11 protein-coding genes are annotated in these 23,143 nt (G+C 59.8%); 10 read left to right on the top strand and 1 reads right to left on the bottom strand.

Features of this window, described 5'->3' with window-relative positions; genetic code table 11:
- Positions 1-284: 284 nt before the first annotated feature.
- From rnr to dnaB, 7 genes are all read left to right on the top strand, one after another.
- Complete coding sequence (gene rnr, locus F2S13_RS00335; protein WP_166357860.1) at positions 285-2,882, top strand: ribonuclease R; 2,598 nt, start codon at positions 285-287, stop codon at positions 2,880-2,882.
- Positions 2,879-3,637, top strand: a complete 759-nt coding sequence (rlmB, locus tag F2S13_RS00330) for a 23S rRNA (guanosine(2251)-2'-O)-methyltransferase RlmB (RefSeq protein ID WP_166357858.1) — start codon at positions 2,879-2,881, stop codon at positions 3,635-3,637. Before rnr ends, rlmB begins: the two co-directional genes overlap by 4 nt.
- A gap of 336 nt (positions 3,638-3,973) precedes the next feature.
- On the top strand, positions 3,974-4,396 hold the full coding sequence (gene rpsF / locus F2S13_RS00325) for a 30S ribosomal protein S6 (protein ID WP_166357856.1): 423 nt from the start codon (positions 3,974-3,976) through the stop codon (positions 4,394-4,396).
- 28 nt (positions 4,397-4,424) lie between these two features.
- Entirely contained in the window at positions 4,425-4,655 is a 231-nt protein-coding gene (gene rpsR, locus F2S13_RS00320) for a 30S ribosomal protein S18 (protein ID WP_002551829.1), read from the top strand.
- Between the two features lie 36 nt (positions 4,656-4,691).
- Entirely contained in the window at positions 4,692-5,591 is a 900-nt protein-coding gene (locus F2S13_RS00315; RefSeq protein ID WP_166357854.1) for a YybS family protein, read from the top strand.
- Between the two features lie 19 nt (positions 5,592-5,610).
- Positions 5,611-6,057, top strand: a complete 447-nt coding sequence (rplI, locus tag F2S13_RS00310) for a 50S ribosomal protein L9 (protein WP_166357852.1) — start codon at positions 5,611-5,613, stop codon at positions 6,055-6,057.
- A gap of 124 nt (positions 6,058-6,181) precedes the next feature.
- Complete coding sequence (dnaB, locus tag F2S13_RS00305) at positions 6,182-7,579, top strand: replicative DNA helicase (protein WP_166357850.1); 1,398 nt, start codon at positions 6,182-6,184, stop codon at positions 7,577-7,579.
- A 38-nt stretch (positions 7,580-7,617) separates the two neighbouring features.
- On the opposite strand, the gene F2S13_RS00300 is transcribed toward dnaB, so the two are convergent.
- Positions 7,618-12,162: a dermonecrotic toxin domain-containing protein gene (locus F2S13_RS00300; RefSeq protein ID WP_218583753.1), complete on the bottom strand. Its 4,545-nt coding sequence runs from the start codon at positions 12,160-12,162 to the stop codon at positions 7,618-7,620.
- Positions 12,163-12,405: 243 nt separating this feature from the next.
- Between F2S13_RS00300 and F2S13_RS00295 the strand changes: the two genes are divergently transcribed.
- The 3 genes from F2S13_RS00295 to F2S13_RS00285 all read left to right on the top strand — a co-directional run bounded on the left by F2S13_RS00295 (position 12,406) and on the right by F2S13_RS00285 (position 23,110).
- A complete protein-coding gene (locus tag F2S13_RS00295; protein ID WP_166357846.1) occupies positions 12,406-17,091 on the top strand; it encodes a dermonecrotic toxin domain-containing protein in 4,686 nt (1,561 codons plus the stop codon).
- Positions 17,092-17,227: 136 nt separating this feature from the next.
- Positions 17,228-19,528 carry a YgiQ family radical SAM protein gene (locus F2S13_RS00290; RefSeq protein ID WP_166357844.1) on the top strand — a complete coding sequence of 767 codons (2,301 nt, stop codon included), beginning with the start codon at positions 17,228-17,230 and terminating at the stop codon, positions 19,526-19,528.
- Between the two features lie 297 nt (positions 19,529-19,825).
- Complete coding sequence (locus tag F2S13_RS00285) at positions 19,826-23,110, top strand: transglutaminase family protein (RefSeq protein ID WP_166357842.1); 3,285 nt, start codon at positions 19,826-19,828, stop codon at positions 23,108-23,110.
- The last annotated feature ends 33 nt before the right edge of the window (positions 23,111-23,143 follow it).

Here is a 23,143-nt window from a genome sequence, read left to right as displayed (position 1 = left end):
CAATTTCACCATCTGGGCAAATCGTCGAGGCTACATGATGCTTCACATCGTGCCGCTTCTCAACTACAACAACGTCGCCGTCGTTGTGGGGCGCACTATACGGACGGGGCTTTGCTCTGTAAAGCCCTGTCTGGAAAAATTTTTAAAAAATCCAAGTCGTTGATCCCTAGGCCTTATTCCTGGCGCCAGGGTGGGGTTGGCAGCGCGTGGTGGAGCCGGAAATTTCCCGTTTCAAGACGTGTATGCCAAACTAACGCGCATATAGACAAGGTGAACTCTCTCTAATGGCCGATTGGCAGTCCCTCGATCCCGAGGCCGCTCGTGAAGCGGAAAAATACGAAAACCCTATTCCTAGCCGCGAACTGATCCTGGCGCATCTCGCCGATCGAGGTTCGCCCGCTAGCCGCGAGCAGTTGGTAGAAGAGTTCGGTCTGACCACGGAAGACCAGCTCGAAGCCCTGCGCCGCCGCCTGCGCGCCATGGAGCGCGACGGTCAATTGATTTACACGCGCCGTGGCACTTATGCCCCGGTCGACAAGCTCGACCTGATCCTGGGCCGCATCAGCGGTCACCGCGACGGTTTCGGCTTCCTGATTCCGGACGACGGCAGCGACGATCTGTTCCTGAGCCCGGGGCAGATGCGCCTTGTGTTCGATGGCGACCGCGCCCTGGCCCGGGTCTCCGGCCTGGATCGTCGCGGTCGTCGCGAAGGGATGATCGTCGAAGTCATTTCCCGCGCCCATGAATCCATCGTTGGCCGTTACTTCGAAGAAGGCGGCATTGGCTTTGTGACCCCGGACAACCCCAAGGTCCAGCAGGAAGTGCTGGTCACTCCGGGGCGCAATGGTGGGGCCAAGATCGGTCAGTTCGTCGAGGTGAAGATCACCCACTGGCCAACCCCGCGCTTCCAGCCACAAGGTGACATTGTCGAAGTCGTCGGCAACTACATGGCGCCAGGCATGGAAATCGACGTCGCCCTGCGCACCTATGACATTCCCCATGTGTGGCCAGAGGCCGTGCTCAAGGAAGCGGCCAAGCTCAAGCCGGAAGTCGAAGAGAAGGACAAGGAAAAGCGCATCGACCTGCGCCACCTGCCTTTCGTGACCATCGACGGCGAAGACGCTCGCGACTTCGACGATGCGGTCTACTGCGAAGCCAAGGGCGGCAAGCTGCGCCTGTTCTCCGGCGGCTGGAAGCTGTACGTGGCCATCGCCGACGTCTCCAGCTACGTGAAACTCGGCTCCGCGCTCGATGCTGAAGCCCAGGTGCGTGGCAACTCGGTGTATTTCCCCGAGCGCGTGGTGCCAATGTTGCCCGAGCAGCTGTCCAACGGCCTGTGCTCGCTGAACCCGCTCGTCGATCGCCTGGCCATGGTCTGTGAAATGACCATTTCCAAGACCGGCGCGATGACCGATTACCAGTTCTATGAAGCGGTGATCCACTCCAAGGCGCGCCTGACCTACAACAAGGTCAGCACCATGCTCGAGCATTCGCGTACCAGCGAAGCGAAGAAGCTGCGCGGCGAATATGAAGAGGTGGTGCCGCACCTCAAGCAGCTCTATGCCTTGTACAAGGTGTTGCTCGGTGCCCGTCATGTGCGTGGCGCGATCGATTTCGAAACCCAGGAAACCCGGATCATCTTCGGTTCCGAGCGCAAGATCGCCGAAATCACCCCGACCACCCGCAACGATGCGCACAAGCTGATCGAAGAATGCATGCTGGCGGCCAACGTGGCCACCGCCGAATTCCTCAAGAAGCATGAAATTCCGGCTTTGTACCGGGTGCATGATGGTCCGCCGCCGGAGCGCCTGGAAAAACTGCGCGCCTTCTTGGGCGAGCTGGGCTTGTCCCTGCACAAGGGCAAGGAAGGGCCGTCGCCGAAGGACTACCAGGCGCTGCTCGAATCCATCAAGGATCGCCCGGACTTCCACCTGATCCAGACCGTGATGCTGCGCTCCTTGAGCCAGGCGGTGTACAGCTCGGACAACCATGGCCACTTCGGCCTGAACTACGAAGCCTATACTCACTTCACCTCGCCGATCCGTCGTTACCCGGACCTGCTCACCCATCGGGCGATCCGCAGCGTCATCCATTCCAAAATGGACACGCCGCATGTCAAACGCGCCGGTGCGATGACGATTCCGAAGGCGCGTATCTACCCGTACGACGAAAACAGCCTGGAGCAGTTGGGCGAGCAGTGCTCGATGAGCGAACGCCGCGCCGACGAAGCGACCCGCGACGTGGTCAACTGGCTCAAGTGCGAGTTCATGAAGGATCGCGTCGGCGAAAGCTTCCCTGGCGTGATCACGGCAGTGACCGGCTTCGGTCTGTTCGTCGAGCTAACCGACATTTATGTGGAAGGCCTGGTGCACGTCACCGCGCTACCGGGTGACTACTACCACTTCGACCCCGTGCATCACCGCCTGTCGGGCGAGCGCACCGGTCGCACGTTCCGCCTGGGCGATACCGTGGAAGTGAAGGTCATGCGCGTCGATCTCGACGAGCGCAAGATCGATTTCGAGATGGCCGAGAAAACCCTTAGCGCACCGATCGGTCGCAAGCATCGTCAAGCCGGTGCGCCTTTCGAAAAGGCGCCGTCAGAAAAGGCACCGGCAGCAGCTGCCAAGCCAGGTCGACGCAGCAAGGACCCAGCACCGGTCGAAGCCTATCGCTCGTCCGATGCGGCGGCAAAAAACGCCGAAGTGCGCAAAAGCCGCGAAATGAAAAAAGCGCTGCTGGCCGAAGCCAAGGGCAGTCACGCTGCTGGCGGCAAGACCAGCAAGACCAGCAAGGCCTCGGCAGGCAAGCCCGCCAAGCCGAGCAAACACCGTAAAGGCCCGCCCAAGGCGGGCGCGGCGCGTAAACCCAAGGCCAAGTCATGAGTCAGTTGGAAAAGATCTACGGCGTGCACGCCGTAGAAGCCCTGTTGCGCCATCACCCCAAGCGGGTCAAGCAGATCTGGTTGTCGGAAGGTCGTAGCGACCCGCGTGTGCAGGTCATCGTTGAGCTGGCCGGGCAGAACCGTGTTTCGGTCGGCCAGGCCGAGCGTCGCGAGATGGATGCCTGGGTAGAAGGCGTGCACCAGGGCGTGGTTGCCGAAGTCAGTCCGAGCCAGGTCTGGGGCGAAGCGATGCTCGAGGAGCTGCTGGACCGCACCGAAGGTGCGCCGCTGATTCTGGTGCTCGATGGCGTCACCGATCCGCACAACCTGGGCGCGTGCCTGCGCACCGCCGATGCGGCCGGTGCGTTGGCGGTGGTGGTGCCCAAGGACAAGTCGGCAACCTTGACTCCGGCTGTGCGTAAAGTGGCCTGCGGCGCTGCCGAAGTGATTCCGCTGGTGGCCGTGACCAACCTTGCGCGCACGCTGGAAAAGCTTCAGCAGCGCGGGCTGTGGGTCGTCGGCACGGCTGGCGAGGCCGAGCAGGAGTTGTACGAGCAGGACATGACCGGGCCGACCATTCTGGTCATGGGCGCCGAAGGCAAGGGCATGCGTCGCCTGACGCGTGAGCATTGCGATTACCTGGTGCGCCTGCCGATGGCGGGGAGCGTCAGCAGCCTGAACGTGTCGGTCGCGACGGGCGTGTGCCTGTTCGAGGCGGTGCGGCAGCGTAAAGCCAAGGCATTGAAGAAATCCTGATCCGATCTGTGGGGGAGCGGTGTGTCAGCTGCACCGCATCGCTGGCAAGCCAGCTCCCACAGAATTATTGTCTGGCATTGCATTTGTGATCACAGGAAATCCCTGTGGGAGCTGGCTTGCCAGCGATGAGGCCCGCACAGCCCACCCGAGGCTGTTCAAATAATCACCAATTACCTTGCCAGTCTTGTGGCGCTTCTCTACAATTGCGCCCCTTGCCATCATGGCGGGCGCCCCTATGTCTATTTCGGGGGGCCTATCTCTGGCAAGACACACAAGTGTCATTCACTCCTTGTCTGACCGCTTTTGGCGGCAGGCTACAACCCGTAAGGAGCATTCATGCGTCATTACGAAATCATCTTTCTGGTCCACCCTGACCAGAGCGAGCAAGTCGGCGGCATGGTTGAGCGTTACACCAAGCTGATCGAAGAAGACGGCGGCAAAATCCACCGTCTGGAAGACTGGGGCCGTCGTCAACTGGCCTACGCAATCAACAATGTTCACAAGGCTCACTACGTGATGCTGAACGTTGAGTGCACTGGCAAGGCCCTGGCTGAGCTGGAAGACAACTTCCGTTACAACGATGCCGTGATCCGTAACCTGGTCATCCGTCGCGACGAAGCCGTTACCGGCCAGTCCGAGATGCTCAAGGCTGAAGAAAACCGCAGTGAGCGCCGTGAGCGTCGCGACCGTCCTGAGCACTCCGACGCTGAAGGCGTTGAAAGTGATGACAGCGACAACAGCGATAACGCTGACGAGTAATCCACGGACCTTTTGAGGAGCCTATTACATGGCACGTTTCTTCCGTCGTCGTAAATTCTGCCGCTTCACCGCTGAAGACGTGAAAGAGATCGATTACAAAGATCTCAACACCCTGAAAGCTTACGTATCCGAAACCGGCAAAATCGTTCCAAGCCGTATCACCGGTACCAAAGCTCGTTATCAGCGTCAGCTGGCTACCGCTATCAAGCGCGCCCGCTTCCTGGCCCTGCTGGCCTACACCGACAGCCACGGCCGCTGAGACCGGGTCGTCGACAAGTAGCAAAGGATAGAATGCATGCGCGCCTTGGCTGATTTCATCATGCGCGGTCGCGTGCAGGCCACTCTAGTAGTGGTTGGATGTGCGGCGATGCCGCTGTTGTTCTGGTTGAGTGCTGCTGCGGGGTGCCTTGTGTTCCTGCGGCGCGGTATGAGTGACGCCTTTGGTGTCCTCGCCTGGGCTTTGCTGCCAGCGTTGGTCTGGTGGTTTTTCGGCGAACCGCGCACCTTGATGGTGTTGCTGGGGTCGCTGGGGTTGGCGGCGTTGTTACGCTCCGGCCAGTCCTGGAACCGTGTGCTGCTGGTCAGCGTAGTGCTGGGCCTGGTGTATGGCGTGGTACTGGGTGCGGTGTTCCGCGAACCCATCGAGGCGATGTCGCAGGAGCTGCAGAAGCTGTTGCCACAGATGCTCGACGGGCTCTACCAACAGATGTCGGTAGATGAGCGAGCGCGCCTGGGAGACCTGATTGCACCGGTGCTCAACGGCCTGATAGCCGCGTTGTTGCAAGCCGTCAGCTTGCTGGCCCTGATGTTGGGGCGCTACTGGCAGGCGTTGTTGTATAACCCTGGTGGTTTTGGTCGCGAGTTTCGCAGTATCAGAATCACGACGGGGCCGGCGATGTTGCTGCTGGCGTGCATGCTGGTTGCGCCCAATTTCGGGCCGCAGTTGGCCATGTTGACGCCGTTGTGCAGCGTACCGCTGGTGTTCGCCGGGCTGGCCCTGATTCACGGGCTGGTGGCTGAAAAGCGTCTGGCCAGGTTTTGGCTGGTGGGGTTGTACGTGACGCTGCTGTTGTTCATGCAGCTGATCTATCCGTTGCTCGTGGTGTTGGCCATTGTCGACAGCCTGATTGATTTTCGCGGCCGGATGGCGCCAAAGAACGGCGCCGACAATGGTTCTGCGAACGGTGAAGGTTAAAAGTTAGAGGATTTTTCACATGCAACTGATCCTTCTGGAAAAAGTCGCCAACCTGGGCAACCTGGGCGACAAAGTAAACGTTAAGGCCGGCTACGGTCGTAACTACCTGCTGCCGTACGGTAAAGCTACCGCCGCGACCGCTGCCAACCTGGCTGCGTTCGAAGAGCGTCGTGCCGAGCTGGAAAAAATCGCAGCAGACAAGAAAGCTTCTGCCGAAACTCGCGCTGCCCAACTGGCTGAGCTGGAAGTGACCATCACTGCCACCGCTGGTGACGAAGGCAAGCTGTTCGGTTCGATCGGCACCCACGACATCGCTGATGCACTGACCGCCTCTGGCGTTGAAGTTGCAAAAAGCGAAGTTCGTCTGCCGAACGGCACTATCCGCAACGTAGGCGAATTCGACGTAGCTGTGCACCTGCACGCTGAAGTCGAAGCAACCGTACGCGTTGTCGTGGTGGCTGCTTAAGCAGTACCAATCGGCTGGCACCCTGGGTGCCAGCCGGTTAACATCGGGCACGATCCTGTTTTGCAGGTCGTGCCCTTTGTCTTTCTGTAGTTTCTGTTTTAAAACCCCCTGATTCCAAGTGGCCATGAACGAAATCTCCGCACCCGAGCAATACGATCTGCAAACCGCTGCCCTCAAGGTGCCGCCGCATTCCATCGAGGCCGAACAGGCTGTGCTCGGTGGCTTGATGCTGGACAACAACGCCTGGGAGCGCGTGCTCGATCAAGTGTCCGACGGCGATTTCTACCGGCATGACCACCGCCTGATTTTCCGCGCCATTGCCAAGCTCGCGGACCAGAACACCCCGTTCGACGTGGTGACGCTGCACGAGCAGCTGGACAAGGAAGGGCAAAGCTCCCAGGTCGGCGGTCTTGGCTACCTCGGCGAGCTGGCCAAGAACACCCCGTCGGTCGCCAACATCAAGGCCTATGCCCAGATCGTTCGCGAGCGGGCGACCCTGCGCCAGTTGATCAGCATCAGCAACGAGATCGCCGACAGCGCCTTCAACCCGCAAGGGCGCAACGCTGCAGAGATCCTCGACGAAGCCGAACGGCAGATCTTCCAGATCGCCGAGGCCCGGCCGAAAACCGGCGGCCCGGTGAGCGTGAACGACCTGCTGACCAAGGCCATCGACCGCATCGATACCCTGTTCAACACTGACAACGCCATTACCGGCCTCTCCACCGGCTACACCGACCTGGACGAGAAGACCAGCGGCCTGCAGCCAGCGGACCTGATCATCGTCGCCGGCCGTCCGTCGATGGGTAAGACCACCTTCGCCATGAACCTGGTGGAGAACGCGGTACTGCGCAGCGAGAAGGCCGTACTGGTGTACTCCCTCGAGATGCCAGGTGATTCGCTGGTCATGCGTATGCTGTCTTCGCTGGGCCGCATCGACCAGACCAAGGTCCGTTCCGGTCGTCTGGACGATGACGATTGGCCGCGCCTGACCTCGGCGGTCAACCTGCTCAACGACCGCAAGCTGTTCATCGACGATACCGCCGGCATCAGCCCGTCGGAGATGCGCGCACGGACCCGGCGTCTGGTCCGTGAGCACGGTGAAATCGGCCTGATCATGATCGATTACCTGCAGTTGATGCAGATCCCGGGTTCGAGCGGCGACAACCGGACCAACGAGATTTCCGAAATTTCCCGGTCCCTCAAGGCTCTGGCCAAAGAGTTCAATTGCCCGGTGGTCGCCCTGTCGCAGCTCAACCGTTCTCTGGAACAACGCCCGAACAAGCGCCCGGTGAACTCCGACTTGCGTGAATCGGGTGCGATCGAGCAGGACGCCGACGTGATCATGTTCGTGTACCGGGACGAGGTGTATCACCCGGAAACCGAGCACAAGGGCATCGCCGAAATCATCATCGGCAAGCAGCGGAACGGCCCCATTGGCTTCATTCGCCTGGCTTTCATCGGCAAATACACCCGATTCGAGAACCTGGCGCCGGGCAGCTACAACTTCGACGACGACGAGTAAGTCGGCTGGCCGTCCGGGACGGCCAGCATCGATTGGGCTCAGGGCGGTGATGCCAATGCAAACAACAGCCGCGCCGAGCGGCTATCGAAAGCGGCCCGCCAGATCGGCGAGTGCGCGCGCCCCTGTTGTTCATCGCGTGCCTGCGCCGTACTTCCGGAGCCGCTCTGCTTCAGTGTTTTGAGATGTCCTCCTTTGAGAGAGAACTGCTCGCTTGGCGTATCGCGGGCGGGGTAGTGGAAGTGTGCGTGCCATAAATCCCGGCGTTCACCTTGCGCATCCTTGATCAGGTAAATGTCCAGAAAATGCCTGGTCTTCCCTTTACCGCGCTCACCTCTGTCCAAGAGTTTGATGACGCTGACTTGCTTCATCCTGATCAGGTAGAGCAAGCGGCTGATATCGAGTTTCTCGGGGTCCTTGTACATCTCGATCAGCGTCTGTTGCCCGGTGTTTTTCAGGCGTACGCTGGCCTCTTTCAACTGTTGGATCAGTGATCGGGATTCTGCAGAGGATTGCTCTGCGGTGGCAGCCTCGACTTCACGGGCCGTGTTTTCCAGTTGCTCGGCCCTGGTTTCGAGGTACTCCACGATATTGGTCGGGTTGAGTTTCGCCTGGGCATCACGCATGGCTTTCTGTTGGGCGAGCGTGGCCCCGTCCAGCAGAGTCTGTGCACCTTTTATCAGCGCCGCCAGCGTCGGCATGGCGCGAGGCGGTGCCGGAAGCGGTTTGGTGCCTTTCCACTCGCCACCTTGGGGTTTTGCATAGGACTGGATAACGGTTGCGGAGGTATCGCTCGAATCAATGATATCGATGAACGTCTCGCCATTGTCGGCAACTCGTTCCTTGCCCAGCTTGATCGATTCGATGCCCCGCTGTTTGACCCTGATCAGTTTCCTGCGGGCAGCAGGTGCATGGCTGGGGCCGGGCTGGGCAGGGATAAAATCCAGCTCGATGTCGTCGAGGTCCTTGGCCAGCACAGCGTTATCCGTGGATTGCAGGTACAAGTCTTCCAGGCGACGGTGGCAATCCTGCTCTACGGCGCCCAGGCCTTTGACGACGTCCTCCAGATGTCTGTTTTCTCCTGCGCTGAAGAATTCGCCGCGCATCTGCTCAAACGCGATCCGCACCGCTTCCAGCTGCCTTTGCAGGTTATCGAGTACCGTCAGATGATGGCGCGCGGGGACCAACGCGAGGTCGTCATAGGCAACGGACGTTTCGTGAAACTGGAACATCTGGATGATGGCTTCGGGCTTGAAGACCACTGGATGGCTTGAATCCATCGGATCGCCAATCGACAGCAGTTCCATTCGGAACAGAGCTGCAGCCACCTCCAGGTTCCAGGTTTTGGCCGGATAGGTTTCGTACAGCGCCGTTATCTCGCTTTCGGCCTCGGTGCCTGGATACTGGGTGCGCAGTTCTTCAATGAAGGCCTCGCGCTTTTTCAGGTAAGGCCGCTTCTCTTCCATGTGCTTGAGTATTCGACGGCGCTGCTCACGGTAGCGGGCATGATCACCGTGATGTGGATCGGTAACGAAAACGCCAACTTCATCGGTAAACGCCAGGTCCATGCTCAGGATGATCTTTTCCAGGCACTGGATCCGGTAAACATGCGCCGCGATGATTCCCGTTCTATGTCGTTGCGGGTCCTGTTCACGGAGTAACGCTATCTTGCGAGTCACCAATCCCATGAGTTTGTAGTAGGTGGCGGCAAGCTTGCCGCGGGCCTCGGTCTTAGTGTCCAGGTCCGGATGATCGAGCTTCGGATGGAGAGATTGCATCACTTCGACAAGCGCGTGCATTTCACCGCTGACTTCGTTCAGTTGTTGCCGTGTCTCCCGGTCTTTTTGCTGTTGCGCTCGATCGGCCTGGTTCTTTTTCTCCAGGTTTTCCCGCTTCATCGCCTCCAGTCGGCTCTCCTTGCGCGGCATTCCGCCTGCGCCGGGCAGTGTCGCGGTAACCCATCGACCTTCACGCAACGTAATGGGTTCGTTGAGACCTATGCCCGCAACGAAGATGTTTTGTTCATTGGCCGCAATCGGGTCCTGTGGCTTCACGATTCGCCAGACGGGCCCCCAGGGGCTGGAAGCATCGCGGTCATACATGACCCGATAACCTTCGCCGTCGATAACGACGTATTTGCGTCCGTCCAGGGCGTGAATGCCTTGGGCGTCGGCCATCACCTCGCTCAGGTCTATCTGCAGGCGAAACGGTTGCAGGCGCGCACTCGATAATGGCAATCCGTTGGGCTCGGGGAGTAATTGCGATAATTCGGCGCGATAGTGGAGTGCCTGCTCGACGATGTGCTCACCCAGTTGCGTCGCGTCGTCGATGGGGTAGCCCATGGCTTCGCGTTGTTTTGCATCGAGGCTGTGCCAGGTTGCGCTGATCAGGCTGCCCATACCTTCCATGGACGGTATGGCCTGACCGCTCGAGGTGTATAAGCTGCCAACTCTGTTCAGTGCTATGAAAGTGTCGGCGCCTTCGAGCCCATAGATGTGGAACTGCGAACCGACTTGAATTTTCATGCCGAGTGAATCGGGCCATCCGGCCTGCAATGTCAGCAGGTTGCAGCACAGTGCCTCGCTGTCATTCCCCCATCCGCGGCCGGTCGCGTCCGCCAGCGCACACAGCGCTCGAAGTGTCCTGCTTTCGGAAACAGCGGCCTGCGTCGCAGGAGTATCCCCCGCATGTGGCTGAAACCACTGCAATACATAGATGAGTTGCCAGGGTGGCGGGACCTTGCCTTGCCAGATGGCTTCGAGCTGCTTGCGCTCCACCCCACTCAATGCAAGAAGGCGTGCGCAGACGGTCGAATCCAGTGTGGCCAGGTCGGGGTGCAGCATATTTTGCAGGAGTTGCGCGTCCGACATGGCGCTGACATCGACAGGGCGCTGCGCCGCCGTACCTGACAGCTGCAGTGCAGTGGAGCCATCGGCCTGAATCACGCAGCGTGGCCGCCCCAGTGCGCTGATCAACGTGCGCGTGCGCCGTGCCGACAAGTGGGCGCCTACGTTTTGCAGGCGACCGCTGATGACCAGGTCGGTAATGTCGCCGACGGCCTGAATGAAATCTGCTGATCGTCCGTTGAGCAAAGTATTGCTGGCGGTAACGGCCTGATAGCCCAACGAGCCGAAGGTGGCGGCCAGCATGGCTCGATTCAGCCCGGTCACGCCTCCGGGGACGGACAGGGTCAACAGTTCCATCACCTCGCTGAACACAAACAGCAGCCCTTGTTTGACGGCTTCGAAATCCGCATTGCCATTGGTGGTTGCCAGCAAAGAGAGGTCACCAGCAATTGTCAATTGCTGTTCAAGTGCCAGTGCCTGCAGCAAGGATTGGCCACCAGGTTCGGTCAAATCGCCGCTCACGTCGATCAGTTGCTCGGGAGGCGTTTGCTCGCCAAAGGCATCGTAAAGGAGCTTCGCCAGCCAGTTGAGTTGGTCACGGTCAACGTTTTCGGGCTTGAGGAAGGCCAGCAGTTGTTGCTGGTGTGCCAATGGCATCCAGCGGGTCAGCCAGTTCATGTCACGGGTTTGAACAGCCTCGCGCAGCTGATCGCGAAATGAATCGACGGCCTCGGTATACGAAAGATGCTGGCGCCAGGCACCGCCCGGTCGGTCGGGAAAATAGCTGAATACCCAGGCCGCGCGCTGAACGACGAAGAAAGGTAATGGCAGTGCATCGCTCTCGCTGCCACGAGACTGGCGCGACAGTTTCTGGCGCAATGTCTGCAGTTGGTCGCTAAAGAACCTGACCAACGGAATGCCTTCGCTGGTGCGCACCAAGGCGTCGGCAAAAGAGCGGCCCAACTTGAGGCTGTGCAGTTTCCAATGCAAGGCATCTGGAATCTGGATGGCGTGTTCGAGCAACCCCAGTTGTTGTCGGTCGATACCTGTCTCGGATGTCGTGCGATACGCCTCAAGCAAGGCAAACTCAAGGAGCGCGTGCTGGTAGGCGGCGACCTTTGCGCCCAGTAGCTGTGGCAGCTCGGATTGCAGTTTCGTTTGCAGACTTGTCCCTGGATCCAGTTCGCGGACGATGTCCACAAAGTCCTGGACGGCAAGAACGTCGTCGGTATTTCTTTGCCCGTCCGGATCCGAGTTGATATAGCTGGCGCGGGTGAACTCCAGGCCCGAGCCGGTGCCATGGGCGATGTTGAAGGCAAAGTTTTGCAGGGCTGCATCCCATAAGGTCTGCGAACGAATGCTTTCGACTTCCTCGCCACTAGCGGCGCGTTTACTCCTTCGCGTTTGAGTCAGCATGCGCGTATGCAAATAGGTGAGACGAGGGTCGATGGCCTTGTTTGCCTTATCTCGCAGTGCGTTGGACAGCGCTTGCAGGAGTTGGTGTTCGAAGTCATGCCTGAACTGCCCAAGCGTATCGCTCAATATTTTCTGACGCCGCGGGCCTTCACGCGCAAGTGCGAGGTAGCGGTGTTGTTGGGCGGGCTCAAGGTCGGCAAACAGGTCGGTCAATTGTCGCCTGATAAAGTCCAGTGCCTGATAGTCCGACCAGGTATCGCTGGAAATCAGCAGTTCTTGAGGTGTGTCAGGCGGCGTCTGCCGGGTTGAAACAGAGGTATTCATAGTGAGTGCTCTTATTGGGCGATCCCTGCCGGGCAAGGGATCTTCAATGGAGCAGTCATCTAAGCCCGATGCATAAGTGCAGTTGCGGTATATATGGATTGCCTTGCAAATTCGGTGTGATGTTTGTGGTACTCCGTTATTGCACGGCGTACGAATCGTCGCATTAGCCTTTCTTTCAAATAGACCCGATCCGGGCCAGTGGGCCTCGATCGTTTTCACGCTCTGTTCAGAAGGAAAGGAACAATGTCGAACGCTGAACGCTCACCCGATACTTCCCCGTATACCCATTTGCTGGCGCGTGCCGTCAGAGACCAGTTTTCCCCTCGGCCAACATTGCGGTCGGTCGCTACCCAGCTACTTCACAGCACCTTGCAGGAACGTTTTCCCGATCTGGCACTGGACATGTCGACGGTCAAACTCGTTGAGCCTGATGACCGCTCGGGTTGGACGGCAAGGTTGTTGATTGATGTTTTCATGGACGTTGTCGCCAATAACGCGACGCTGCATTTCTCCGACGAGGAGGGGATGGCCCCCTTCCTGGCTTCCCGGCTTTCGACGCCGATTCTCGAAGCGACGGACAGCCTCGATCTGGATATGCAGAGGGTCAGGTCTTTGCTGCTGGAATTGCCGCAGGTCTTGCCCATCGCCTATCAACAGGCCCTGATCGATTACTGGAAGGGGACGTCCGACGGTACGCTGGCTCGTAATCAATGGCTGCGCGATTTACTCAGGGATTCACTGCGGGCAGCCGGTATTACCACGCCGGAGTTGGATGCCGATGAGCGTGCAGCGATCCATGAGGTTGTCACCTACCCCGACCGTACAGCGCGTTCAAGCATTTACGGAGAGAGCCATACCCGTGTCTATGTAGTGGAAAGCTCATTGCTGGGGAGTTTCGGGACTGTCACCCATTTGAGTCCGGATTTACTGCTCACCCGCTTTCACAATGGTCGAGAAACCGTTCTGCTGTGCAAGCCGTCGGGCAGCATTGAAGCCTTTGCATCCATGGATGCCTTTGGGGTGGCCTGGGAAGCGCAGCTGGGGCGCGAATATGTCGTGGAGACCGCAAGTTGGAGGTGTTACGAACCCGACGATGATGTCTTCGGTGTCCAGGCCGAACTCATGCTTGAGCGGGTGCTGGCTGATCTGCAATCAATCAGGTTGCCAACCGACCAAGGTGAGGCAGACCTCGAGCAGTTGTATGCCAATGTCACTTCACCAGTCGCTTGGTTCTCTACAGCACCCGTGCCTGTGCCGGAGCTGTTGCAAAAAATCCAGGCCGCGCTCCCGGATTGGCTGCAGCAGGCGAGTGCAGCCGATCGATTCGCCTATCGTCGACATTTGTCCGAGCTCGCCAGCGCTCAACAGCAATCCGCCGGGGCGTCCTTTCTTGACGGCATTCCCGATATTCGTAGCTTCGCAGCACAGAGGTTGAGTACACAGATCAGCACGGACCATGCTCTGGAGCCGCTCTACGCAGTCGACAAGATTCAAGTGTCATTCGCGGTCCCGGTCGGTGTGCCGGGCGGTTGGGGGTTTATCGCGCAGCGACAGATGACGCTCGTCGATATGGCTCTGGAAAACCTTGTGGGATTACCCAGGGGCGAAATGACAGTTAGCCGCACTGATGGCCAAACACTGCCTGACTGGCTGACGCCACAGTACCTCAAGGCGCTGATTACCCAGGTGAACATTGGCCAGGTTTATCCCGATCTGATCAAACGCTACTTAGTCACTGACGATGTCGAGCGTTCTAGCCGACAAAAATTGTTCGCCGATCAGTTACGGGTACAACTGCCGTTGCTGGCATTGCAATGCAAAATCAGGGGCGAGGCCGGTATCAGCCAGGCCGGCTATCGCTACATCGCTACCGTGATGAACGAAGGTACCGAGCTCGAGGGCAGTCAAGCCGCCATCGTCGTCCGGCCGTTGGCCTTCGTGCACAGCCCGGGCGCCGCTGCGGACGTGGTCGGCAACATGTTTGTCATCGGGCCCCGCGCTATCGACCAGGGCCCGCATATTCTCTATCGCCCGTTCGCCAGGCAGTCGCTGACTGAATACACTTCGCGTCAGTCCTTGTACGAGGCCATCAAGCGTCCGGGCGAGCTTCAGCGCAGCGTTCTGAATTGGCTGGATGACGACGTTCGCCCTATCTATGACAACAATGGCTTTGAAGAGCCGCATATCAATCGCATCGTACTGGATGACTGGACGCCGCCGCTGGCGCCGCCACCGGCGACCTTGAGCGATCGGATAATCGACGGTGATTACCTGCAGGCGCTGTTCAACGCCAATGCCCGAGCCTTGATTGAACTGGCCGATCGACAGTCTGTGTCCAATGCCGAGAGCCGCTGGGGCTTGTTCAAGGAAGGTGGCTGGCTGCTGTTCAATACGCTGCTGCCGTTCTTGCGTGGACCTGCGGCGGTGGCGGGCTGGATGCTTCAACTGGTGTCCAGTCTGCAGCATGATTTCAGTGCGTTGAACAGTGATGACCCAAGGCAGAAGTCGGCGGCCGTTGTTGATCTGCTGCTCAATGCTGGCGCGTTGTTGCTGCATTCGGGTGAGTATTACCACTCATCCGTGGCACCCCTGCGGTTGGAACGCGTCAACGACCCTCGTATTGCAGGCCCCCAACCACGGGCGTCGAACAATGCACCTGCCATTGCGTCCATGCAGGTGACGAAGGGCGCAATTGCATTGCCATCGGTGCCTGTGGGCGATGGTCACACCGTCCTCGACTTTTCCTGGTTCGGCACCCACCAGGGTCTGACGCCCACGCAGCGAACATCTTTGGCCAGTTTCAAAGTAGCCCACCCGGAGAGCTTGCCGGCTCCGCAGCTTACAGGTGCATACGCTGGGTTGTATGCCATCGATCAGCATTGGCATGCGCTGATCGGGTCTGATCTTTTCCGTGTCAGCGTTCAACCGGATGGGGTTGTCATTGTCGATCCGGGCAATCCGGCGCGTTTCGGACCCTGGCTGCGCTCGGAGGCGGGCGCTCGATGGGCATTGGATCTGCGCTTGCGACTGCGAGGTGGCGGCCCGAAAAAAAACATCGAGCGGTTCCGCGCGCAACGGACAGAAGAGATCAAAGCGCTCTATCTGCAGTACAGCGAAGTGCAACAGAAGGCCACACTGCTTGAGGAGACAGTCCGCAAGAAGGTCGCCATTTTGAGCAAGATGCGCGAGGACAATATCGATGTCACTCAGATAAGCGCCGGCTACATCAAGGATGTCGAAACCCTGTTGGCGTGGACCAACGAAGGCGCCGCCATACTCAGAACCGTTGGCGAGAAAGAGCCGCAGGGCCCTTACAAATCATTGTTGATCCAAACCTTGCAGGTTGCCGCGACCAATGTGAGGCGGTTGCAAAGTATCCGCATACACGCTTTCGACGCCTTGGATTTCAGTGCCATGGAGCAGTCTGCCAGAGCAATCAAAATGAAAGAGGGGCGAGCGCTGAGCTATCAACAGTTGCTTGACTATGAGCACTTCATCACTCTGTCAAAAGCGGCCGAGGAGCTGGTGGGGCAGATGATTGCCACCGGCCTGGAGATGGAAAAGCTCATGGAAGAAGGGCGGCAGCTAGGGCATGAAGGCGATGTGATTTATAACCAAGAAATGGCGTTCCGCAACGAGTTCGGCATCACCGGGCCGCATCATATGGAAGTGGCTTATATGGACATGCTTGCCGAGCTTAGTCTCGATCGCAGCGAGACGTTCGTGCTGCCCGACCCCGCTTACGTAACCCTGCGTTTTACCGATGGTGCACTGCACACCGCTGCACTGTCGTATGTCGAACTGCAGACCACCGAGGGCTACAGTATCGACGAACGCCTGGAAGTGCTGGTAAGCGTGCTCGACCAATGCGAGCGCGTCGAAGAACTGTGTCGATACTTTCCAGATGGCCGTGAGACCTTTCTACGAACGGAATACTTTCTCCGGTTCATTACCAAACTTGGGGAGCTGCGCGCCCGAGCGGAACAGGATCTGGCGACGCTGATTCGTGAAATCGAAACACCGGTGGCGAAGTCCCCAAGGGCTCGGACCTCGCCTGTAAAGCGGCCTCCTCACAAACCCGCGCAACGACGCGTGATCAAAACGCGCAACCATGGTGCGCTGGTGGGCGATGTTCGCGAGGCAGCCCCCGGAGATCCTGGCGTGATCGTCGATGTTCGCGACCCCACCAACAAAAAGGTCATTGCCAGTTACCTCGAGCATCGGGACGAGGGGGTGTTCGTCGAGATTCAGACGCGAGCGCCCAGGCCTGTGTCGGCGACACCCACCCGAACGGTTGTTCAGCTCAGCGCTGAAGGATCCAGGCTGTTGGCTGAAAAAAACGAAGTCGTCCAACGGGTTGAAAGTTACATGGCACGGTCGCGCCGTCCGGTCGAGTTGGAGGACATACTCCTTCAACACGCCCGCAAACTCGATGACCTGGCCAATGATCTCGAGGCGGCCATTGATCTGGACGCGGCCGAACACACCAACGAAACGACGCAAGTGACAGCGCTGCGTGCTGGAGCGCAAGCACTGAGGCAAAGAGGAAAGGAAATCCGTATAGAACTTTACAAAAAATCCCGGTACCCCACTGCTGAAAGCCTGGCCTATTTGAAACAGGCCAACGAAGTGCTGATTGCCAGAATCGGTGAGCGGGTTGCAACCGACGCTCCCGATGACTTTCTGGAAAAGCACTGGATACGGGACAATACAACCAACAAGGTTTTGTGGGAGGCGCATTTCCATTACCCGGCCGCCGACACGCCGCGCAAGGAATTCAGCAAGGGACACCTGAAACTGTACGATCAACGCAACCTTGGGCGTAAGTTCCAATTCGAGCAGGCCAAGGACAATCGCGAAGTCATTGATATCTATCGCGGAGATATCAGTCGAAAGCTGGCGCCCCGGTTGTTCCCGCTGGAGGACTGACAGCCGCCGGGCAGGCGGCGGTGTTGGGTAATCGTGGGTGCGCAGGTCAAAACCGACCACCGCCGTCGGATTTGGTCAAAATTTGTGCTATATTCCGCGCCCGCGATTTTCCATTACGCCAACACCGGTCATCGACATGCAAGCAGCCAAGCCGTTATTTGACTATCCCAAGTACTGGGCCGAATGTTTTGGTCCAGCGCCATTCCTGCCAATGAGCAGGGAGGAGATGGATCAGCTCGGCTGGGATTCCTGCGACATCATCATCGTGACCGGTGATGCCTACGTCGACCATCCGTCGTTCGGCATGGCCATCATCGGCCGTCTGCTCGAAGCCCAGGGCTTTCGCGTCGGCATCATTGCACAGCCGAACTGGCAGTCCAAAGACGACTTCATGAAGCTGGGCGAGCCGAACCTGTTCTTCGGCGTCGCGGCCGGCAACATGGACTCGATGATCAACCGCTACACCGCCGACAAGAAAATCCGCTCCGACGACGCCTACACGCCGGGCGGCCTGGCCGGCAAGCGGCCGGACCGCGCCAGCCTGGTCTACAGCCAGCGTTGCAAGGAAGCCTACAAGCACGTGCCGATCGTGCTCGGCGGCATCGAAGCGTCGCTGCGCCGTATTGCGCATTACGATTACTGGCAGGACAAGGTCCGCCACTCGATCCTGATCGACGCCTGCGCCGATATCCTCCTGTACGGCAACGCCGAGCGCGCCATCGTCGAAGTGGCTCAACGCCTGTCCTACGGCCAGAAGATCGAAGAGATCACCGACATTCGCGGTACGGCGTTCATTCGTCGGGACACGCCTGAAGGCTGGTACGAAGTCGACTCCACGCGCATTGACCGTCCGGGCAAGGTCGACAAGATCATCAACCCGTACGTGAACACCCAGGACACCCAGGCCTGCGCCATCGAGCAGGAAAAGGGTCCGGTTGAGGATCCAAACGAAGCCAAGGTCGTGCAGATTCTGGCGAGCCCGCGCATGACCCGCGACAAGACGGTGATTCGCCTGCCGTCCTTCGAGAAGGTGCGCAATGACCCGGTGCTCTATGCCCACGCCAACCGTGTGCTGCACCTGGAGACCAACCCGGGCAACGCCCGTGCCCTGGTGCAGAAGCACGGCGAGATTGACGTCTGGTTCAACCCGCCACCCATTCCGATGACCACCGAGGAAATGGACTACGTGTTCGGCATGCCCTATGCGCGTGTTCCGCACCCAGCGTACGGCAAGGAGAAAATCCCGGCCTACGACATGATTCGTTTCTCGGTGAACATCATGCGCGGCTGCTTCGGCGGCTGCACCTTCTGCTCGATCACCGAGCACGAAGGGCGCATCATCCAGAACCGTTCGGAAGAGTCGATCATTCGCGAAATCGAAGAAATTCGCGACAAGGTCCCCGGTTTTACCGGCGTCATTTCTGACCTCGGTGGCCCAACCGCGAACATGTACCGCATCGCCTGCAAGACCCCGGAAATCGAATCCGCATGCCGCAAGCCGTCGTGCGTGTTCCCCGGTATCTGCCCGAACCTGAACACCGACCACTCGTCGTTGATCCAGCTGTATCGCAGCGCCCGTGCCCTGCCAGGCGTGAAAAAGATTCTGATCGCCTCCGGCCTGCGCTATGACCTGGCGGTCGAGTCGCCGGAATACGTCAAGGAACTGGTGACCCACCACGTCGGTGGCTACCTGAAGATCGCCCCGGAGCATACCGAAGAAGGCCCGCTGAATCAGATGATGAAGCCGGGCATCGGTAGCTACGACCGCTTCAAGCGCATGTTCGAGAAATACTCGAAAGAGGCGGGCAAGGAGCAGTACCTGATCCCGTACTTCATCGCCGCCCACCCGGGCACCACCGACGAAGACATGATGAACCTGGCCCTGTGGCTCAAGGGCAACGGCTTCCGTGCCGACCAGGTACAGGCGTTCTACCCGTCGCCGATGGCCTCGGCCACCGCCATGTACCACTCGGGCAAGAACCCGCTGCGCAAGGTCACTTACAAGAGCGACCCGGTGACCATCGTCAAGAGCGAAGCCCAGCGCCGCCTGCACAAGGCCTTCCTGCGCTACCACGATCCAAAGGGCTGGCCGATGCTGCGCGAAGCCCTGGAACGCATGGGCCGCGCCGACCTGATCGGGCCGGGCAAGCACCAGCTGATCCCGCTGCACCAGCCGGCCACCGACAGCTACCAGAGCGCACGCCGCAAGAACTCGACGCCGGCGGGCAGCCACAAGGTAGCCAAGGAACAGAAGATCCTGACCCAGCACACCGGCCTGCCGCCGCGCGCCAGCGACGGCAGCAACCCGTGGGACAAGCGCGAACAGGCCAAGGCCGCCGCCTTCGCCCGCAACCAGGAAGCGGCCAAGGCGCGCAAGGATGCCGCCAAGGGTGGCAAGGGCAAGAAGCCGGCACGCCAGCCGGTTCTGCCGCGCTAAGTCGATTCAAGGCCAAACCCTGTGGGAGCTGGCTTGCCAGCGATGAATTCGCCGCGGTAATTCAGGCACACCGCGACGCTAGCATCGCTGGCAAGCCAGCTCCCACAGGGGTGTCACAAGCTCCTCACATAAATATCCCGCGCCAGCCTCATTTCTGTGCAACGCTTGCCCCGCAGGCTCGAAACGGCGCGTTTTTAGTGCCGTACTCGTGCCTGCGTGCGCAGAACAGCGGGGCTTGGCCTTGTGGCACAAGTCTTGCGCTATTCTGCTACCGCCCAGGCTCGCAGGAGGCACGCCGTGTCGATTCATGTCGCATTGCACCATGTCACTCACTATCGCTACGACCGAGCGGTCGAGCTTGGCCCGCAGATCGTGCGGCTACGTCCGGCCGCGCACAGCCGCACGCGGATTCTGTCCTATGCGCTGAAGGTCCAGCCCGAGCAGCACTTCATCAACTGGCAACAGGACCCCCAGGGTAATTATCTGGCGCGGTTGGTCTTCCCGGAAAAGACTGATGTTTTGCGCATAGAAGTCGACCTGGTCGCCGAAATGGCGGTGTTCAATCCCTTCGACTTCTTCCTGGAACCTTACGCGGAAAAAATCCCGTTCAGCTATGCCCGGGATGAAAAGCATGAGCTTTCGCCCTACCTCGAACAGCTGCCGCTTACGCCGAAATTTGCCGAATACCTGGCCGGCATCGACCGCACGCCGGTGGCCAGCATCGATTTCCTGGTCGCGCTGAACCAGCGCCTGAGCGAAGACATCCGCTACCTGATCCGCCTGGAACCCGGCGTGCAGACGCCGGAGCAAACCCTGGAGAATGCCTCGGGCTCGTGCCGTGACTCGGCCTGGCTACTGGTGCAGTTGCTGCGCCACCTGGGCCTGGCCGCACGCTTCGTCTCGGGTTACCTGATCCAACTGACGGCCGACGTCAAGGCGCTCGACGGCCCGTCCGGCACGGACGTGGACTTCACCGACCTGCACGCCTGGTGCGAAGTCTATTTGCCCGGTGCCGGCTGGATCGGCCTGGATGCCACCTCCGGGCTGTTCGCCGGTGAAGGGCATATTCCGCTGGCCTGCAGCCCCGATCCGTCTTCGGCGGCGCCGATCACGGGGCTGGTCGAGCCCTGTGAATGCGAGTTTGCCCATGAAATGTCGGTGGAGCGCCTGTGGGAGGCGCCTCGGGTTACCAAGCCCTACAGCGAAGAGCAGTGGCTGGCGATCCAGGCCCTCGGGCGGCAGATCGACACGGACCTGGCCATGGGCGATGTGCGCCTGACCATGGGAGGCGAGCCGACCTTCGTTTCCATCGATGACCCCGATGGCGCCGAGTGGAACACCGCCGCCCTGGGTCAGACCAAGCGGTGCTTGTCGGCCGAGTTGTATCAGCGTTTGCGTCAGCAATACGCACCGCACGGGCTGGTGCACTTCGGCCAGGGCAAGTGGTACCCCGGCGAGCAGTTGCCGCGCTGGTCGTTGAACTGCTTCTGGCGCCGTGACGGGCAGCCCATCTGGCGCAACCCGGCGCTGATTGCCGACGAGAACGAAGTCTACGGCGCCACCGAGGCATTGGCCGGGCGCTTTCTCGCCAGTGTCGCCGAACGCCTCAAGCTCCCGACGCGCTACGTGTTCCCCGCCTACGAAGACAATTTCTACTACCTCTGGCGTGAAGGCAGCCTGCCACTCAACGTCACGGCCGAAGACTCGCGGCTGGGCGACGAAATGGAGCGCAAGCGCCTGCGCAAGGTGTTCTCGCAGGGGTTGGACAAGGTCATTGGCCAGGTTCTGCCGCTGGCACGAACGGCGGCTGGCGATCGCTGGCAAAGTGGGCGCTGGTTTTTGCGCGACAGTCACTGTCGCCTGGTACCGGGTGATTCACCGCTCGGTTACCGCTTGCCATTGGCTTCGCAGCCTTGGGTGACTGCCGCTGAATATCCTTACGTGCATCCGACAGATCCAAACCAGTACTTGCCTGTATTGCCTGCACGCGATGCCCTGCCGGACACTTTGAGCGGCGAGGCTCAAGACAATGAGCCCGAGCGCATCCCCAAGGTTGACGAGTCCGCCGACTGGCTGACCCGTACGGCCCTGTGTGCCGAAGCCCGTGATGGCCGCCTTTATCTGTTCATGCCACCCCTGGAGCGGCTGGAAGACTATCTGGAGCTGGTCAGCATCATCGAGGCGACCGCACAGGAGCTCAATTGCCCGGTGCTGCTGGAAGGGTATGAACCACCGGGCGACCCGCGCCTGAGCAATTTCAAGGTCACCCCGGACCCTGGCGTGATCGAAGTCAACGTACAGCCTTCGGCGAGTTGGGGCGAACTGGTCGAACGTACGGAGTTCCTCTACGAGCAGGCGCGCCAGACACGCCTGAGTACCGAGAAATTCATGATCGACGGCCGTCATACCGGAACGGGCGGCGGCAACCACTTCGTCCTCGGCGGGGCGACGCCGGCCGATTCGCCGTTCCTGCGCCGGCCTGACCTGTTGCGCAGTCTGATCAGCTACTGGCACAACCATCCTTCGCTGTCCTACCTGTTTTCCGGCTTGTTCATCGGCCCGACCTCACAGGCGCCGCGTGTGGACGAGGCGCGCAATGATGCGCTGTATGAACTGGAAATCGCCTTCGCGCAGATGCCGGCGCCTGGCGAGGAATGTCCGCCCTGGCTGGTCGACCGCTTGCTGCGCAATCTGTTGATCGACGTCACCGGCAATACCCACCGTGCCGAGTTCTGTATCGACAAGCTCTACTCGCCCGACAGCGCCAGCGGGCGGTTGGGGCTGCTGGAATTGCGGGCCTTCGAAATGCCGCCCCATGCACGCATGAGCCTGGTCCAGCAGCTGTTGCTGCGTGCCCTGGTTGCGCGCTTCTGGCGCGAGCCCTATGCGCCGGCCAGACTGGCGCGCTGGGGGACTGAACTGCACGACCGCTTCCTGTTGCCGCATTTCATCGAACAGGATTTCGCCGACGTCATCGTCGACCTCAACAACGCCGGCTATGCGCTGCGCGCCGAATGGTTTGCCCCGCACCTGGAGTTTCGCTTTCCCAAGGTCGGCGACTATGCCGTCAGTGGTATCGAACTGGAACTGCGCCAGGCCCTGGAGCCCTGGCATGTGCTGGGTGAAGAGGGCGGCGCCGGGGGCGCGGTGCGGTATGTCGATTCGTCGCTGGAGCGGCTGCAGGTCAAGCTCAACGGGCTTTCGCCGCAGCGCTACAGGCTGACCTGCAATGGTGTGCCGGTGCCCCTGCAGCCAACCGGCAAGGTCGGGGAATACGTGGCTGGCGTCCGCTATCGCGCCTGGCAGCCGTTCAATTGCCTGCAGCCGACCATCGGCGTGCATGCGCCGCTGGTGTTCGATGTGCTCGACACCTGGATGCAGCGTTCGCTCGGAGGCTGCCAATACCATGTGGCGCACCCCGGAGGGCGCAACTATGACACTTTGCCGGTCAATGCCAATGAGGCCGAGAGTCGGCGCCTGGCGCGGTTTTTCCGGCTGGGCCATAGCCCTGGGCCGTTGTCGGTCGTGCCCCTGCAGGTCAATGACGAACTGCCGCTGACCCTGGACCTGCGACGCTGCTAATCTGACTTCCACTGGCTGCCATCGAGCATTTCC

Source organism: Pseudomonas akapageensis (assembly GCF_011355085.1).
Lineage (GTDB): Bacteria > Pseudomonadota > Gammaproteobacteria > Pseudomonadales > Pseudomonadaceae > Aquipseudomonas > Aquipseudomonas akapageensis.
Note: the sequence above shows the minus strand (reverse complement) of the source record. Positions and strands in the feature narration are given on the sequence as shown.

What these genes read in the sequence shown, in the direction of transcription:
- rnr (WP_166357860.1), top strand. Translation starts at nt 285, where the DNA reads ATGGCCGATTGGCAGTCCCTCGATCCCGAGGCCGCTCGTGAAGCGGAA.
- rlmB (WP_166357858.1), top strand. Translation starts at nt 2,879, where the DNA reads ATGAGTCAGTTGGAAAAGATCTACGGCGTGCACGCCGTAGAAGCCCTG.
- rpsF (WP_166357856.1), top strand. Translation starts at nt 3,974, where the DNA reads ATGCGTCATTACGAAATCATCTTTCTGGTCCACCCTGACCAGAGCGAG.
- rpsR (WP_002551829.1), top strand. Translation starts at nt 4,425, where the DNA reads ATGGCACGTTTCTTCCGTCGTCGTAAATTCTGCCGCTTCACCGCTGAA.
- F2S13_RS00315 (WP_166357854.1), top strand. Translation starts at nt 4,692, where the DNA reads ATGCGCGCCTTGGCTGATTTCATCATGCGCGGTCGCGTGCAGGCCACT.
- rplI (WP_166357852.1), top strand. Translation starts at nt 5,611, where the DNA reads ATGCAACTGATCCTTCTGGAAAAAGTCGCCAACCTGGGCAACCTGGGC.
- dnaB (WP_166357850.1), top strand. Translation starts at nt 6,182, where the DNA reads ATGAACGAAATCTCCGCACCCGAGCAATACGATCTGCAAACCGCTGCC.
- F2S13_RS00300 (WP_218583753.1), bottom strand. Translation starts at nt 12,162, where the DNA reads ATGAATACCTCTGTTTCAACCCGGCAGACGCCGCCTGACACACCTCAA.
- F2S13_RS00295 (WP_166357846.1), top strand. Translation starts at nt 12,406, where the DNA reads ATGTCGAACGCTGAACGCTCACCCGATACTTCCCCGTATACCCATTTG.
- F2S13_RS00290 (WP_166357844.1), top strand. Translation starts at nt 17,228, where the DNA reads ATGCAAGCAGCCAAGCCGTTATTTGACTATCCCAAGTACTGGGCCGAA.